15 protein-coding genes are annotated in these 14099 nt (G+C 62.8%); 5 read left to right on the top strand and 10 right to left on the bottom strand.

Annotated features, from left to right (window positions below; genetic code table 11):
* Window positions 1-58: 58 nt before the first annotated feature.
* The 4 genes from LPA37_RS15550 to LPA37_RS27830 all read left to right on the top strand — a co-directional run bounded on the left by LPA37_RS15550 (window position 59) and on the right by LPA37_RS27830 (window position 4349).
* Window positions 59-1084 carry an amidohydrolase family protein gene (locus LPA37_RS15550; protein WP_229013022.1) on the top strand — a complete coding sequence of 342 codons (1026 nt, stop codon included), beginning with the start codon at window positions 59-61 and terminating at the stop codon, window positions 1082-1084.
* Between the two features lie 2 nt (window positions 1085-1086).
* Window positions 1087-1770, top strand: coding sequence for a 4-carboxy-4-hydroxy-2-oxoadipate aldolase/oxaloacetate decarboxylase (gene ligK / locus LPA37_RS15545; protein ID WP_228979206.1), 684 nt, complete (start codon window positions 1087-1089; stop codon window positions 1768-1770).
* Window positions 1771-1784: 14 nt separating this feature from the next.
* Entirely contained in the window at window positions 1785-2492 is a 708-nt protein-coding gene (locus tag LPA37_RS15540) for a substrate-binding domain-containing protein (protein WP_228979204.1), read from the top strand.
* A gap of 297 nt (window positions 2493-2789) precedes the next feature.
* Window positions 2790-4349: a methyl-accepting chemotaxis protein gene (locus tag LPA37_RS27830; protein WP_324251886.1), complete on the top strand. Its 1560-nt coding sequence runs from the start codon at window positions 2790-2792 to the stop codon at window positions 4347-4349.
* An 89-nt stretch (window positions 4350-4438) separates the two neighbouring features.
* On the opposite strand, the gene LPA37_RS15525 is transcribed toward LPA37_RS27830, so the two are convergent.
* The 3 genes from LPA37_RS15525 to LPA37_RS15515 all read right to left on the bottom strand — a co-directional run bounded on the left by LPA37_RS15525 (window position 4439) and on the right by LPA37_RS15515 (window position 6448).
* Window positions 4439-4924 (bottom strand): SRPBCC family protein, encoded by a 486-nt coding sequence (locus LPA37_RS15525; protein ID WP_228979202.1) that lies wholly within the window; start codon window positions 4922-4924, stop codon window positions 4439-4441.
* Between the two features lie 67 nt (window positions 4925-4991).
* Window positions 4992-5390 (bottom strand): OsmC family protein, encoded by a 399-nt coding sequence (locus LPA37_RS15520; RefSeq protein WP_228979200.1) that lies wholly within the window; start codon window positions 5388-5390, stop codon window positions 4992-4994.
* Window positions 5391-5575: 185 nt separating this feature from the next.
* Entirely contained in the window at window positions 5576-6448 is an 873-nt protein-coding gene (locus LPA37_RS15515; protein WP_228979199.1) for a pirin family protein, read from the bottom strand.
* A 122-nt stretch (window positions 6449-6570) separates the two neighbouring features.
* Here LPA37_RS15515 and LPA37_RS15510 point away from each other — a divergent pair, with 122 nt between their 5' ends.
* Window positions 6571-7581, top strand: coding sequence for a LysR family transcriptional regulator (locus LPA37_RS15510; protein WP_228979197.1), 1011 nt, complete (start codon window positions 6571-6573; stop codon window positions 7579-7581).
* A gap of 352 nt (window positions 7582-7933) precedes the next feature.
* Here LPA37_RS15510 and LPA37_RS15505 read toward each other — a convergent pair whose 3' ends face one another.
* The 7 genes from LPA37_RS15505 to LPA37_RS15475 form a co-directional block, all read right to left on the bottom strand.
* Window positions 7934-8350 (bottom strand): ExbD/TolR family protein, encoded by a 417-nt coding sequence (locus LPA37_RS15505; RefSeq protein WP_228979196.1) that lies wholly within the window; start codon window positions 8348-8350, stop codon window positions 7934-7936.
* Between the two features lie 13 nt (window positions 8351-8363).
* Window positions 8364-9095: a MotA/TolQ/ExbB proton channel family protein gene (locus tag LPA37_RS15500; protein WP_228979194.1), complete on the bottom strand. Its 732-nt coding sequence runs from the start codon at window positions 9093-9095 to the stop codon at window positions 8364-8366.
* A gap of 25 nt (window positions 9096-9120) precedes the next feature.
* Entirely contained in the window at window positions 9121-9864 is a 744-nt protein-coding gene (locus LPA37_RS15495; protein ID WP_228979267.1) for an energy transducer TonB, read from the bottom strand.
* A gap of 239 nt (window positions 9865-10103) precedes the next feature.
* On the bottom strand, window positions 10104-10340 hold the full coding sequence (locus LPA37_RS15490) for a (2Fe-2S)-binding protein (RefSeq protein ID WP_228979192.1): 237 nt from the start codon (window positions 10338-10340) through the stop codon (window positions 10104-10106).
* A 183-nt stretch (window positions 10341-10523) separates the two neighbouring features.
* Window positions 10524-11366, bottom strand: coding sequence for a glutamate racemase (gene murI, locus LPA37_RS15485; RefSeq protein WP_228979190.1), 843 nt, complete (start codon window positions 11364-11366; stop codon window positions 10524-10526).
* Between the two features lie 243 nt (window positions 11367-11609).
* Window positions 11610-12089: a bacterioferritin gene (gene bfr, locus LPA37_RS15480; RefSeq protein ID WP_228979184.1), complete on the bottom strand. Its 480-nt coding sequence runs from the start codon at window positions 12087-12089 to the stop codon at window positions 11610-11612.
* 170 nt (window positions 12090-12259) lie between these two features.
* Complete coding sequence (locus LPA37_RS15475) at window positions 12260-13795, bottom strand: fumarate hydratase (protein ID WP_229013021.1); 1536 nt, start codon at window positions 13793-13795, stop codon at window positions 12260-12262.
* Between the last annotated feature and the right edge of the window lie 304 nt (window positions 13796-14099).

Below are 14099 nucleotides of genomic sequence, written 5' to 3'. Positions count from 1 at the left end.
ATCACACTCAAGTAATCGAGCGGTAATTCAATTAATTATCCAGTTATCCGGAGCGACGATGATCATTGATATCCACGGCCACTACACCACCGCGCCAAAAGCGCTGGAGGCGTGGCGTAACCGCCAGATTGCGGGCATCGGCAATCCGTCAGAGATGCCGAAGGCGTCCGGATTGCAGATCGGCGACGACGAACTGCGCGAGTCGATCGAAAGCAACCAGTTGCGGCTCATGCGCGAACGCGGCCTCGATCTGACGATTTTCAGTCCGCGCGCGAGCTTCATGGCGCATCACATCGGCGATTTTCAGGTCTCCAGCACGTGGGCTGCGATCTGCAATGAACTGTGTTACCGCGTAAGCCAGCTGTTTCCCGATCACTTCGTGCCGGCTGCGATGCTGCCGCAAAGCCCCGGCGTGGACGTCGCCACGTGCATTCCCGAACTCGTCAGGTGCGTCGAGGAGTTCGGCAACGTCGCGATCAATCTCAACCCGGACCCGTCGGGCGGTCACTGGACGAGTCCGCCGCTGTCGGATCGCTACTGGTACCCGATCTACGAGAAGATGGTCGAGTACGACATCCCCGCGATGATCCACGTGAGCACGAGCTGCAACGCGTGCTTTCACACCACCGGCGCACACTATCTGAACGCGGACACGACCGCGTTCATGCAGTGCCTGACATCTGACCTGTTCCGCGATTTTCCGACGCTGCGCTTCGTTATCCCGCACGGCGGCGGTGCGGTGCCCTATCACTGGGGGCGCTTTCGCGGATTGGCGCAGGAGCTGAAAAAGCCGTTGTTGAAGGATCATCTGCTAAACAACGTCTTCTTCGATACGTGCGTCTATCACCAGCCCGGTATCGACCTGCTCACGCGCGTCATTCCCGTCGACAACATCCTGTTCGCGAGCGAGATGATCGGCGCGGTGCGTGGCATCGATCCGGAGACGGGCCACTATTTCGACGACACGAAACGCTACATCGAAGCCGCGCATGTCGATGCGGATGAGCGTTACAGGATCTACGAAGGTAACGCGCGTCGCGTGTATCCACGTCTCGACGCGGCACTGAAAAAGAAGGGGATCTGATCATGTATGAACTTGGCGTGGTGTATCGCAACATCAAACGCGCGGACGGCGACGTCGCTACGAAGCTCGGCGCGCTCGGCTCGGCAACAGTCCACGAGGCGATGGGCCGCGTCGGCCTGCTGAAGCCTTATATGCGCCCGATCCATGCTGGCGCGCGCACGGGCGGCACAGCCGTCACGGTTCTGCTGCAACCGGGCGACAACTGGATGCTGCACGTCGCGGCCGAGCAGATCCAGTCGGGCGACATCGTCGTGGCGGCGGTCACCACGGACTGCACCGACGGCTACTTCGGCGATCTGCTCGCGACGAGCTTCAAGGCGCGCGGCGCGCGCGGGCTCATCATCGACGGTGGCGTGCGCGACATCAGCGAGCTGGCCTCGATGCAGTTCCCGGTGTGGAGCAAGGCGGTGTCCGCGAAGGGCACCGTCAAGGCGACGCTCGGGTCGGTGAATATTCCGGTGGTGTGCGCTGGAGCGCTGGTGAACCCGGGCGACGTCGTCGTCGCGGACGACGATGGCGTGGTCGTGGTGCCGGCAGCGGTGGCGCAGAAGGTGTTCGAGAAAGCGATCGCACGCGAGGCCAACGAAGGCGAGAAGCGCGCGAAGCTGGCCTCGGGCGTGCTTGGTCTGGACATGTACAGCATGCGTGAACCGTTGCGGCAGGCGGGCCTGCGTTACATCGATTGATGAGGGCGGCAAACATGGTCAAGGGTCCCACCACGGGCGAAGCGATCACCGGCATTTCCTCGATGGCCACGCGTCAGATACTCGCCGGGCTGGTCCCGGAATACGAGCGGCTGTCGGGGCAGCGGGTGACGATCGAGTCGATCGGAGGCGTTGCCGCCGCCCGGCGCGTTCAGGAAGGCGAGCCGTTCGACGTCGTCGTGCTGGCGGCCGACGCACTCGACAGGCTGGTCGAAGCCGGCCGGATTGATCCGGCCAGTCGGGTTGACGTGGCCCGTTCAGGCGTCGCGGTCGCGGTGGCGGCCGGTGCGCCGCGGCCCGACATCGGCAGTGAAGCGGCCGTTCGCGACGCGATTCTGGCCGCGCGTAGCATCGGCTATTCGACGGGGCCCAGCGGTGTGCATCTGAGCCGGCTGTTCGAGCGCTGGGGTATCGCGCAGGCCATCGCGCCGCGCATCGTGCAGGCGCCGCCAGGCGTTCCGGTGGGCATGCTCGTCGCGCGCGGGGAGGTCGAACTCGGTTTCCAGCAGTCGAGCGAGTTGATGCACGTGTCGGGCATCGATGTTCTCGGACCGCTGCCGCCTGAAATCCAGATCGTCACCGTTTTCTCGGCGGCCATCTGCATGCTATCCAGACAAAAAGATGCGTCGTGGGCACTGCTCTCATTTCTGGGCTCTCCCGCGGCGGGCCCCGTCAAGCTTCGTCACGGCATGGAGCCGGCATGACAGATGACGTTGCTTGACCCTGCCGTGGACGTGACCGCGGCGTCCCTCGCCGGGCAGGCGTCGCGGCTACATCCGTGTGGGAAGCGTCATCGTGAGAGCGTAGCCGCGAGTGAATCGCCTCGTCGAACGGACACCCGCCCGGTGTATCGCAGGCCATCTGTGCATCGCGTCGGCCTCGCGCGACATATCGAATGTATTTGTTTGCCGTCCCGTCCCGGTAATCCGGCCGGGACGTATCGAGCGGGCTTGCTTAAACACTGTTGCCCCTATCGCGACAGCTCATGGAACAAGGGTTGCATGAAACTCGCCACCAAACTCTGGATTTCAACCGCGCTGCTGCTGATGCTGATTTTCGGCATCGTTGGCTTGTCGATGTGGCGGTTCGCGAGCATGGAGGTGCAACGGGAAACCTCGCTGAAAATGCTGTCGGCGAAAGTGACTGCTGCTTACGCGTGGTCGAAGCTCGCGGACACTGCGGCAGTGCGCACGCAGGCAATGATTATCAGCGCCGATCCCGCGCTATCGGATGTCTTCAGCAAGGACAACGCCGCGACGATTTCCCGGATCGCCGCAGTGCAGAAGACGATAGCCACCCTCGCACACACCGCCGCGGACCGGAAGCAGTTAGACACGATCGCCGGATTGCGCAGGCAGGTGCTGGCAACCCGGGACAAAGTCGTGGCCATGCAATCCAGCGAGGCCGGAAAGCCGGCAGCGCTTGCCATGTTGCACGAGCAATACATGCCGGTTCAGACTGCTTACGGCAACGCGATAAGGACATTTGTCGAACTGCAGGAGCAGCAACTGGCGACGGCCCAGGCAGATTTCGCACGTCAGCGATACATCATCTTTGCGACAACGGCGATATTGATTGCAGTTCTCGCACTGAGCGTACTGACCGGTGCTGCTGCACTGATCCGGTCAATCCGCACGCCTTTGCTCGAAGTCAGTCAACTGGCGGCGAGAATTGCACAAGGCGATCTGAGCGCGAAACTGACGGTGACCCGAGTCGACGAATTCGGCGAACTGATGGAATCCATCCTCGCGATGAGCCGCTCCCTGGAGGGCATCGTTCAGCGCATTCGTGCCGTGGCCGGGAGTATCGGTACGGCGTCGAGCCAGATTGCATCGGGCAATCTCGACCTGTCGCAGCGCACGGAGCAACAGGCGGCCTCGCTCGAAGAGACGGCGGCCAGCATGGAAGAGTTGACCGGCACGGTGCGGCAGAATACCGACAATGCGCGGCACGCCGGTACGCTTGCGTCGAGCGCCGTCGGCACGGCCGAACGGGGCAACGCGGTCGTGAGCCGGGTTGTCGCCACGATGGCCGAAATCAGTCAGAGTTCAACAAAGATCGGCGACATCATCGCGATCATCGAAGGCATTGCATTCCAGACCAACATCCTCGCGCTCAATGCGGCGGTCGAAGCTGCCCGGGCCGGAGAACAAGGCCGCGGCTTCGCTGTGGTCGCGGCAGAAGTGCGCACACTTGCGCAACGCTCGTCGTCTGCCGCAAAGGAAATCAAGGCGCTGATCGAAACGTCCGCTGAACGTGTGCGTGCCGGAAGTTTGCTGGTCGCGGAGGCCGGCCAGCGGATGAATGAGATCGATACGAGCGTGCGGCGCGTGACAGATATCATGGGTGAGATATCCGCTGCTTCGACCGACCAGCAAACCGGTATCGAGCAGGTTGCACTGGCAGTCACGCAGATGGACGAAGTGACCCAGCAGAACGCCGCGCTCGTCGAAGAAGCGGCGGCCGCCGCGCAGTCGCTCGAAGAACAGGGGCGCGACCTGAAGGCGACCGTCGAGGTATTCAGATTGTCGGACTACAAGCTTGCCGCGGGCAATGCGTGAGGCGTGTCTCGCGGTAGCCAGGGTCCGATCAAGCAAGCGGCGCATCGCGACGGCCGCAGCGGGCCGTCGCACAGGCAGGCGCCATGAAATCAGTGCAACTGGCCCGGCGCCTGGCCACCGCCCTGCACGTACTGACGGATGAGGCGGACCGTGTCGATGTCCGACTCGCGATAGGCCGATTTCACGATCTCGCTGGTGGTGCGTTCGTCTTCGGTATCGGCGGCCGGCAGCGTGGTTTCGTACTTGAAGCGCAGGAAGAGCTGCAGGCCGTCGGGCTGCTCGATCGACATCGTGAGCGATCCGCCGACATAGGATTGCGTCGCGAGAATGTCGTAACGCACGCTTTCGTCCGCCGTGAGCGTGACGCGGTCGCGCACGGTCGCCTCGCCGTAATGCAGTTCGCGCTCGAGCGTGCTGTCCGTACGCGAGAGGATCGTGCAACTGTCGAGACCCAGCACGAAGAGCTGCGGCTGTTCGGCGCGTAGCACAAGCCCTTCCCATAACTGCTCGCGGGTCATGATTTCGACGAGCGGGTTCATCGGGTCGTTGATCTGGATCAGATGTTCGAAATTCAAAACGACTGCTTCCTCTTAAGACGCTGCGCAACCGGTATCAACAATCGGCGCCGGTTATGCATGGGTATCAGGCCGCGGTGAGTCCGGTGCGCACCGAGATCGGACGTGTCAGGATCTTGTGCACCGGACATGCATTGGCTATTTGCAGGAGCCGTTCCCGCTGCTCGCCGGAGAGGTCGCCTTCGAGCGTGACCTTGCGATCGATTGTCGTGCCTTCCTCGCCGGTCTCGATCGACAGCGTCACGCGCACGTCGGCGAGCGGCCAGCCCTTGCGCTGTGCGTACATCTTCAGCGTAATCGATGTGCACGCGCCGAGGCTCGACAGCAGCATCGAAACGGGCCCCGGACCGCGATCGCCGCCGCCGAGTGATTCAGGCTCGTCGGCGATCCATGTGTGGGCGCCGTCGTCCAGCAGGACCTGGAAATTCGTCGAACCAATGTGGGCGGTGACTGCGGGCTCTACCATGCGATCTCCTGCGGGAAAACGGTTGGGTGCCGTGCGGAGCACGTCAGGCGCGGCATGAGCCGTTATTGTGAACGAATTTGTGAAGCTTCGGGCCGCGCCCCTTTGCAGGGTGCCGGGGCGCCGTCGCGCCTGCCGGCGGCAGACGGGCAGGACAACACCTGCGAGGTGTGCGGCGTGCGCCGCGATCAATGCGTGATCTGTCCCATCCGGCCGGCCTGGTAGTCGATGACCGCCTGACGGATTTCTTCTTCGGTATTCATCACGAACGGGCCGTAACGCACTACGGGTTCGTTGAGCGGCACGCCGCCCAGCAGCAGGACGTCGAGCGGTTCTTCGCCGGCGGCGAGCGTCACGGTGTCGCCGTCGTCGCCGAATACGACCATCGTGCGTGCATCGACGTCGCGACGCGCTTCGCCGTACAGGCCCTTGCCGGACAGCCCGTAGGCGAACACGCGGAAATCGCGCGGCACCGGATGCACGATGCTCGCACCCGGTTGCAGCGTGAAATGCTGATACAGGATCGGCGTGCGCGTTTCGATCGGCGCCTTCACGCCGAGCGCCTCGCCGGCGATCACCTTCACACGCACGGTGCCGTCCGCCGAAGTCGCGACCGGAATGCCCGCCGACGGCATTTCCTGATAACGCGGCGCGATCATCTTGTCGCGCCGCGGCAGGTTCACCCACACCTGCAGGCCATGCACGCGGCCGCCCGTGGCGACGAACGATGGATCGGGCATCTCGCTATGCACGACGCCGGCGCCCGCCGTCATCCATTGCACGTCGCCCTGGCGCAGCGTGCCCGAGTGGCCGGCGGAATCCTTGTGGCCGAATTCGCCTTCAAGCACATAGGTGACCGTCTCGAAGCCGCGATGCGGATGATCCGGCGCGCCTTTCGCTTCGCCGGGTGCGTAGTCGACGGGACCCATCTCGTCAAGCAGCAGGAACGGATCGAAATCCATCAGCATGCGCGTCGGAAACGGGCGATGGACGATGAAGCCACCACCCTCGGTCGTGCGAAGCGCGGGATACGTGCGTTCGATCGTGCGTGTCGTGCTCATCAAAGTCACCTCGAAAAATGGGGAATAGCATCATTTTTGAAACATAGCGCTATTATAGGGACGCATTTTCGCGGTGCCAGCCGCCGTCTCGCAATGGATTGTTCTATGAGTGGAACGATGAAATGAAGATCGATTCGCATAACCTGAACGACCTGATGTACTTCTCGCAGGTCGTCGAGCACGGGGGATTCTCGGCGGCGGAGCGGGTGCTCGGCATTTCGAAGTCGCGCCTGTCACGCCGTCTGACCGAACTCGAAGCGTCGCTCGGCGTGCGGCTGTTGCAGCGTTCCACGCGCAAGCTCGCGCTCACGGAAGCCGGTCAGCTGTTCTACCAGCATTGCCAGGCGATGCTCACGGAAGCGCAGGCGGCCGTCAACGTGGTCCAGCAGTTGCGTTCGTCGCCGCGCGGCACGGTTCGCGTGAGCGTGCCGGTTACGGTCTCGCAGACGATCCTCTCGGAAATCATGCCCGAGTTCATGCATCGCTATCCCGAAGTGCGTGTCGTGATGCGGGTGACGAATCGCGTCGTCGATCTGTACGAGGATTCGATCGACATCGCGTTGCGCGTGCGCTCGGAGCCGCCGCAAAGCGCCAACATCGTGGTGCGGCCGCTGTGGCGCACACAGCAGATGCTGGTCGGCGCGCCGAGCCTCCTGAACCAGAATGCGCCGCCGCTGGAACCGGCCGACCTCGCGCGCTTCGAAACGCTCGATACGCCGACCACCGACGGGCGTCACGTGTTCACGCTGATCGCGCCCGATGGCACGCGTCACCTGCACGAACACGAGCCGCGTCTCGTGAGCGCCGACCTGATGATGGTGCTCGAAGCGGTGCTGGCGGGCGTGGGTATCGCCGCGTTGCCGGAGATGATGTACGGCGCGGCGTTACGCTCGGGCAAACTTTCGCCGGTGATGCCGGGCTGGACACTGCCGACGCCGCAGCTCTACGCTGTGTTCGTCTCGCGGCAGGGGATGGTGCCGGCCGTGCGCGCGTTCGTCGACTATCTGGTCGAGATGCTCGATGAGCGGAGCGGTGCGTACATGATGAGGGAGTGCCCGGATAGCCGGCCCGAGCCGCGTGCGCTGAAAGCAGCAGACGCGCCGAGAGCGGCAGATATCGCTTTTGGCATTTAAGCGCGGGCAGTGATCGGTACTTTCAATGGCCGTTTGCTTGAATGCGCGCGCTGACGGGCCTATAGTGAAATCCCTTCGCTAAGGAGTCTCTTATGCGAAAACTCATGGCCGCTATCATAGCGAGCCTGATAGGGCTGAGCGCGCTGTCCGTGTCGACCACGGCTGTCGCATGCGGTGACTCCGGCTATTCTCATGGCAAGTGATCCCGCCGCCCGAAGGCGCCGAGTGCGCACAAAAAAAGGCCTTCATCTGACGATGAAGGCCTTTTACTTTATCCGTCGCGTTTAGCCCCTGGTTTTAGCCCTTGAATACAGGGGTTTTCTGCTCCCGGACGCTGCAACGAAGCAGCATATTACTTCTTCGGCTCGGTGACGAAACCGATCTTCGTCAGACCGCCCGCCTGCGCCGCGGACATCACTTCGGCGACCTTTTCATACGCGACCTTGCGATCCGCGTTCAGATGCAGTTCCGGCTGCGGCGTGACCTGCGCGGCGGCTGCGATCTTCGCGCGCAATGCGTCGTCGGTGACGGGCGTGTTGTCCCACAGAACGGTGCCGTCGGCCTCCACGTTGACGGTGACCTGCGCGGGCTTCGTCTCTTCTTTCTGGCTGCTCGCGTGCGGCAGGTCGATCTTCACCGCGTGGCGGATCACCGGAATCGTGACCATGAAAACGATCAGGAGAACCAGCATGACGTCGACGAGCGGTGTCATGTTGATTTCATTCATCAGACCATCTTCATCGTCGCCGGCAAAGGGGCTCATTGCCATGGAAATGCCTCGCTCAGTGGGTGCGCGCGGCAAGACGCAGGCCGTCGCCGCGCTTGCTCGACGACAGGCGCGCGCCCGTCACGAAGAATGCGTGCAGACCATGCGCGAAACGGCTCAGCTTGCTCACGACGGCCTTGTTCGCGCGCGTCAGTGCGTTGTAGCCGAGCACCGCTGGAATCGCGACGAAAAGACCGAACGCCGTCATGATCAGCGCTTCGCCGACCGGCCCCGCGACCTGGTCGATCGATGACTGACCCGACGCGCCGATCGCCAGCAGCGCGTGATAGATGCCCCACACCGTGCCGAAGAGTCCCACGAACGGCGCCGTGCTGCCGATCGATGCCAGCACGGCGAGACCGCTCTGCATGCGCGCGATGCTTTCGTCCATCGTGTCTTTCAGGCAGCGCGTGACCCAGTCGGACACGTCCATGCGGTCGTGCAGATGAGGCTGCGTCTGATGATGGTGATCGGCGGCTTCCTGGCCCGCCAGCGCGAGTGCGAGGAACGGATTGTCCTGCGGCGTCGAGGCGTGCGCGCCGAGCTTCTTCACGCCGTCAGCGAGATCGTCCGAATGCCAGAACGCCTGTTCGGCGTTCTTCGTCAGGCGATTCAGACGCATGACGTTCCAGCTCTTGATGACGATAACCGTCCACGACAACACCGACATGATCACGAGCGTGAGCGCGATCCCACGCGTCACGAAATCCCCTTGCGCCCATACGTGGGCGATACCGTAGTTTTGCATTGCAATTCCTTTGTGAAAATCTGGATCAGTCGGTCAGGCTGAATGAGAAAGGCTGGGTATAGGCCGCGCGGATCGCCTCGCCGTTTTCGACGTACGGCTTGCACGAACTGCTGTGCATCGCGGCGAGCGCGGCGTCGTCGAGGCGGCCGAAACCACTGCTTTTCTTCAACTCGATGTTTTCGATCTTGCCGGTCAGCCCGACGACGAACCTGACCATCGCCGTGCCGGTTTCGTTGCGGCGTTTCGACAGCACCGGGTAATCGGGCTGCGCGATGCTGCAATCGAGATGGGCGACGTTCTTCGGTGCGGAAAGCGCCATCGTCGGTTTGCCGGTTGCGGGCGCGGCTGCTTCGGCCGGCGCCGGTGCCGGTGTGGCAGGCGCGGCGGGTGCCGGCGGCGCGGGTTGTGGCGTGGAGATCTCGTGCTGCGATGGTGCGGCGGCTTCCGGCAGCGGCGTTGGTGTCGGTCTGGACACCGGGCGCGGCTGGACCTTCGGTTTCAGATGCGGCACGGGTGGCGTGGGTTTGGGCGGCGTCGGCGTCGACTGGATCGCGGCCGGCGCGGCGACGGGCGTCGGGCTCAGCAGTTCGGCGGTGATCGTGCGCGACTCGAGCGCGCGTGGCACCGGCTCGTCGCGGGCGATCAGGACGGCCACCAGCAGTGCGGCGTGCAGCGCGACGACAATAGCGGTCGCCGTGACGATGCGGGGACTGAAGCGGGCGGGCTGGGCCGGCGAAAGCCCGGCAGGGAGGTTGTACGAAGCCTGCATGTTAGCGGGGCCAGACGGCATCGGACGTGCCGCCGATGCAATACTGCGGGCGAAACGACGTCATTTTCGGAAGATCAGCAATGAGATGCACAGGGTAGTCAGAAAACCGATCAGCAATTCCATCTCGAACTCCTGTTACAGGGTGAGCGGTAGCTGGCTGTTGTCGTGACTGGCTTGCTGACGGCGGGGTGGATCGGAACAACGGACGACGGCGCGACACGCAAGGCACGCCCGCGATATCAGGCAGCTTTGCGTTCGTAAAACATCAGCGGCACCGGTTGCGCATGATGCTCGACGGCGCAGCGGCTCGCGCAAACGCCGCTTTGCGCCATGACGTCGCGCACGGATTCCTCGCATTTGCCGCAACAGCTCGCGACGCCCAGTTCGAACTGGAGCTCATCGAACGAATCGATGCCTTCCGCGATGGAGGCGCGGATCTTCCGGTCGGAAACAGACTTGCATACGCAGACGATCATGGTGTGGTGCGATAGCTAACGTTAATGCGAATTATTATCATTATGTTTGAGGCGTTTGGCAAGCGTCATATCCGGATTTTTGTAACAAAACCAGTCTGTTAGGAGGGTTTTCCACAGACGCCGGAAGGGGGCGGAGGCGGGGAAAAGCGCGCTGAACCAGCCAGGCGGACGCCTGGCGGAGGCTCAGACGGCTTGCGGGTCAGGCGCGGCGGTGCGGCGCGACGGGATGTGCACGCGGTCGACCGGCGCGGCGAGATGGAGGAGCGTTTCGGCGAGCTGCTGCAGATGAGTGCCGTCGCTGGTCGAGAAGAAACGGGGTGCGACCGCGGGTTCGCCGCCGCTGGCGACACGCAGCCCGTGCTGGTCGAGCACGCGCTCGAGCTGGCGCGCGATGGCGACACTGGTATCGATCAACGTCAACCGGTCGCCGACGATGTCGCGGATCGCGGCGTCGAGGAACGGGTAGTGCGTGCAGCCGAGCACCAGCGTGTCGGCGCCCGCATCGAGCATCGGTTGCAGATAGTTTTGCAGTAGCGCGCGCAGTTCGGCCGAACCGACATCGCAGCGTTCGACCGCCTGCACGAGGCCGTGACCCGGCTGGCACAGAAAGCGGCAGTCGGCGGCGTAGCGTTGCAGCAGAGCCTGGAAACGGGCGCTGCGCAGCGTTACCTGCGTGGCGAGCACGCCCGCGACGCGCGTCTTCGATTGCAGCGCGGCGGGCTTCACGCCGGGTTCGACGCCGATCAGCGGAATCGGGAGCCGCTCGCGGACGAGTGCGATCGATTGCGCAGTAGCCGTGTTGCACGCGACGACCAGCACCTTCGCGCCCTGTTTGACGAGCCATTGTCCGATGGCGAGCGTGCGGTCGGCGATGAAATCGTCGTCGCGTTCACCGTATGGCGCGTACAGCGAATCGGCCACATAGATGAGCGATTCGCCCGGCAACTGCGCGCGCACCGCACGCAGCACGGAAAGGCCGCCGAGCCCAGAATCGAAGATGCCAATGGGCGCGTGCGCTGAAGACAACGGCGTCGGCGTTAAAGGGTCAGCGGAAGCGGAAGCAGTATGTGAACCGGATGCCGTGCCGTCGAATGCCGCAGCGGCGGTCGTGCGCGAAGAAACGTCCTGCGGTGCGGTCATATGCGAACGGGGGAGGCGGGCGGGAAAACGGACGCTAAAGCGAACGAACCGGCAAAAAACGGAGGCCGTTGCCGTTCGCGCCAGCGTCGATGCGTGCCGTGCGAACGGAATTGCGTCACTGTATCAGGATCAGGACTCGAGCGATCCGATGCCGGATTGCTGATAGTTCTGGATACCGACCTTGTCAATGAGATCGATTTGCGTTTCCAGCCAGTCGATGTGTTCTTCGGTGTCGTCGAGAATCGTCGTGAAGATTTCACGCGAGATGAAATCGCGAACGGATTCGCAATACACAATAGCTTCCTTGCATGTGGCTTGCGAGATCTGTTCGAGCTTCAGATCGCATTCGAGAATCTCTTTCGTTTCCTCGCCGATCAGCAGCTTGTGCAGATCCTGCAGATTCGGCAGACCGTCGAGCATGAAGATCCGTTCGATCAGCAGATCGGCGTGCTTCATTTCGCCGATCGACTCGTCGTATTCATGCTTGCCGAGCTTGTCGAGGCCCCAGTGCTTGTACATCCGCGCATGCAGAAAGTACTGGTTGATCGCAGTCAGCTCGTTTTTCAGTTGCGAGTTCAGATATTCGATGACCTTCTTGTCGCCTTGCATGATTTTTTCCTTATGGGGCTCGGGATTCTGATTCTTTCAACAATAAACGCCATGACCGAAAAAGCCAAGGCCGCACCTGTTCGTGCGGGTCTTTCAAGGCGCTATCAGTGCTGGGGTAAATGAAAAAGCCAGGGCGCAGGACCCTGGCCTTTATCAACGCATCATGACGCTTAAACCGTGGCGACCGGGATCTTGCCGATCTTCGCCTGCCATTCCTTCGGGCCCGTCTGGTGCACCGACGTACCCGACGAATCGACCGCAACGGTCACCGGCATGTCTTTTACGTCGAACTCGTAGATGGCTTCCATGCCGAGGTCTTCGAATGCCAGCACCTTCGCGCTGCGAATGGCCTTCGACACCAGATACGCCGCGCCGCCAACCGCCATCAGATAGGCCGCCTTGTGCTTCCGGATCGCCTCGATGGCAACCGGGCCGCGTTCTGCTTTACCGATCATCGAAATGAGGCCTGTTTGCGACAACATGGTCTCGGTGAATTTGTCCATTCGTGTGGACGTCGTCGGGCCTGCCGGACCGACTGCCTCATCGCGCACCGGATCGACCGGGCCGACGTAATAGATCACGCGGTTCGTGAAATCGACCGGCAGCTTTTCGCCCTTCGCGAGCATGTCGGCGATGCGCTTGTGGGCCGCGTCGCGGCCCGTCAACATCTTGCCCGACAAGAGCAACGTCTGGCCCGGTTTCCACGATGCGACTTCTGCCGGCGTCAGCGTGTTCAGGTCGACGCGCTGGCTCTTTTCCGTGTCCGGTTCCCACTGCACTTTCGGCCATGCGTCGAGCGAAGGCGCTTCGAGCTTCGCCACGCCCGAGCCGTCGAGCGTGAAGTGCGCATGACGCGTCGCCGCGCAGTTCGGAATGATCGCGACCGGCTTCGACGCGGCGTGCGTCGGTGCGGCCATGATCTTCACGTCGAGCACGGTGGCGAGACCGCCGAGACCCTGCGCGCCGATGCCGAGCGCGTTGACCTTCTCGTGCAGTTCGATACGCAGTTCCTCGATCCAGTCCTTCGGGCCGCGCGCGATGATGTCCTGGATGTCGACCGGATCCATCAGCGATTCCTTCGCCATCACCATCGCTTTCTCAGCGGTGCCGCCGATGCCGATGCCGAGCATGCCCGGCGGGCACCAGCCTGCGCCCATCGTCGGCACGGTCTTGAGAATCCAGTCGACGATCGAGTCCGACGGGTTCAGCATCGCGAACTTCGACTTGTTTTCCGAGCCGCCGCCTTTCGCCGCGACCTGCACGTCGACCTTGTCGCCCGGCACGATCTCGTAGTGGATCACGGCCGGCGTGTTGTCCTTCGTGTTCTTGCGCGCGCCTTCGGGCGGGCTCACGATCGACGCGCGCAGCACGTTGTCCGGGTTCAGATAACCGCGGCGCACGCCTTCGTTGATCATGTCGGTGACGCCCATCGTCGCGCTGCCGTTTTCACTCGCCCAGCGCACGTCCATGCCGACCTTCACGAACACCGTCACGATGCCGGTGTCCTGGCAGATCGGACGCTTGCCTTCGGCGCACATGCGGCTGTTGGTCAGGATCTGCGCGATCGCGTCCTTCGCGGCCGGGCTCTCTTCGAGTTCATACGCGCGGCCAAGGGCCTGGATGTAATCGAGTGGGTGGTAGTAGCTGATGTACTGAAGCGAATCAGCAATGCTCTGGATCAGGTCTTCCTGTTTGATGACGGTCATGGCTAGCTCAGTGGGGACAAGGGGCGCTTTTTATCGTCGCGGTTCGCACGGACTGGTGCGGATCGCGATCACTCCTGCTGCGCCTGTAAGGGGGAAACCGGTTGTTGGGCATGCGGCTCGTGAAAGTGCCGCGGATGCGTGTGCTTCGAGTTCTGGTGAAAATGACTGCCGGAAGTGGCCGCATGTGGCGGTTGGGCGATATCGTGGCGCGGTGCGGACATGGGCGATGGCAGTGGCCAGGCAGAGGGTTGTATCGGACAGCGGGGACACGGACCGGGCGGCGTGCGGTAACGCGTACGTTACG

This window comes from Paraburkholderia gardini, from assembly GCF_907164545.1.
In the GTDB taxonomy this organism is placed as follows: Bacteria; Pseudomonadota; Gammaproteobacteria; order Burkholderiales; family Burkholderiaceae; genus Paraburkholderia; species Paraburkholderia gardini.
The sequence above is the reverse complement of the archived record's forward strand: the minus strand, read 5'-3'. Positions and strand labels throughout refer to the sequence as shown.

Bases quoted from the DNA above. Each gene is read 5' to 3' on its own strand.
- LPA37_RS15515 (WP_228979199.1), bottom strand. From the start codon at position 6,448: ATGAGCACGACACGCACGATCGAACGCACGTATCCCGCGCTTCGCACG.
- LPA37_RS15520 (WP_228979200.1), bottom strand. From the start codon at position 5,390: ATGGTAGAGCCCGCAGTCACCGCCCACATTGGTTCGACGAATTTCCAG.
- LPA37_RS15550 (WP_229013022.1), top strand. From the start codon at position 59: ATGATCATTGATATCCACGGCCACTACACCACCGCGCCAAAAGCGCTG.
- LPA37_RS27830 (WP_324251886.1), top strand. From the start codon at position 2,790: ATGAAACTCGCCACCAAACTCTGGATTTCAACCGCGCTGCTGCTGATG.
- ligK (WP_228979206.1), top strand. From the start codon at position 1,087: ATGTATGAACTTGGCGTGGTGTATCGCAACATCAAACGCGCGGACGGC.
- LPA37_RS15495 (WP_228979267.1), bottom strand. From the start codon at position 9,864: ATGCAGGCTTCGTACAACCTCCCTGCCGGGCTTTCGCCGGCCCAGCCC.
- LPA37_RS15500 (WP_228979194.1), bottom strand. From the start codon at position 9,095: ATGCAAAACTACGGTATCGCCCACGTATGGGCGCAAGGGGATTTCGTG.
- bfr (WP_228979184.1), bottom strand. From the start codon at position 12,089: ATGCAAGGCGACAAGAAGGTCATCGAATATCTGAACTCGCAACTGAAA.
- LPA37_RS15505 (WP_228979196.1), bottom strand. From the start codon at position 8,350: ATGGCAATGAGCCCCTTTGCCGGCGACGATGAAGATGGTCTGATGAAT.
- LPA37_RS15475 (WP_229013021.1), bottom strand. From the start codon at position 13,795: ATGACCGTCATCAAACAGGAAGACCTGATCCAGAGCATTGCTGATTCG.
- LPA37_RS15540 (WP_228979204.1), top strand. From the start codon at position 1,785: ATGGTCAAGGGTCCCACCACGGGCGAAGCGATCACCGGCATTTCCTCG.
- LPA37_RS15490 (WP_228979192.1), bottom strand. From the start codon at position 10,340: ATGATCGTCTGCGTATGCAAGTCTGTTTCCGACCGGAAGATCCGCGCC.
- LPA37_RS15510 (WP_228979197.1), top strand. From the start codon at position 6,571: ATGAAGATCGATTCGCATAACCTGAACGACCTGATGTACTTCTCGCAG.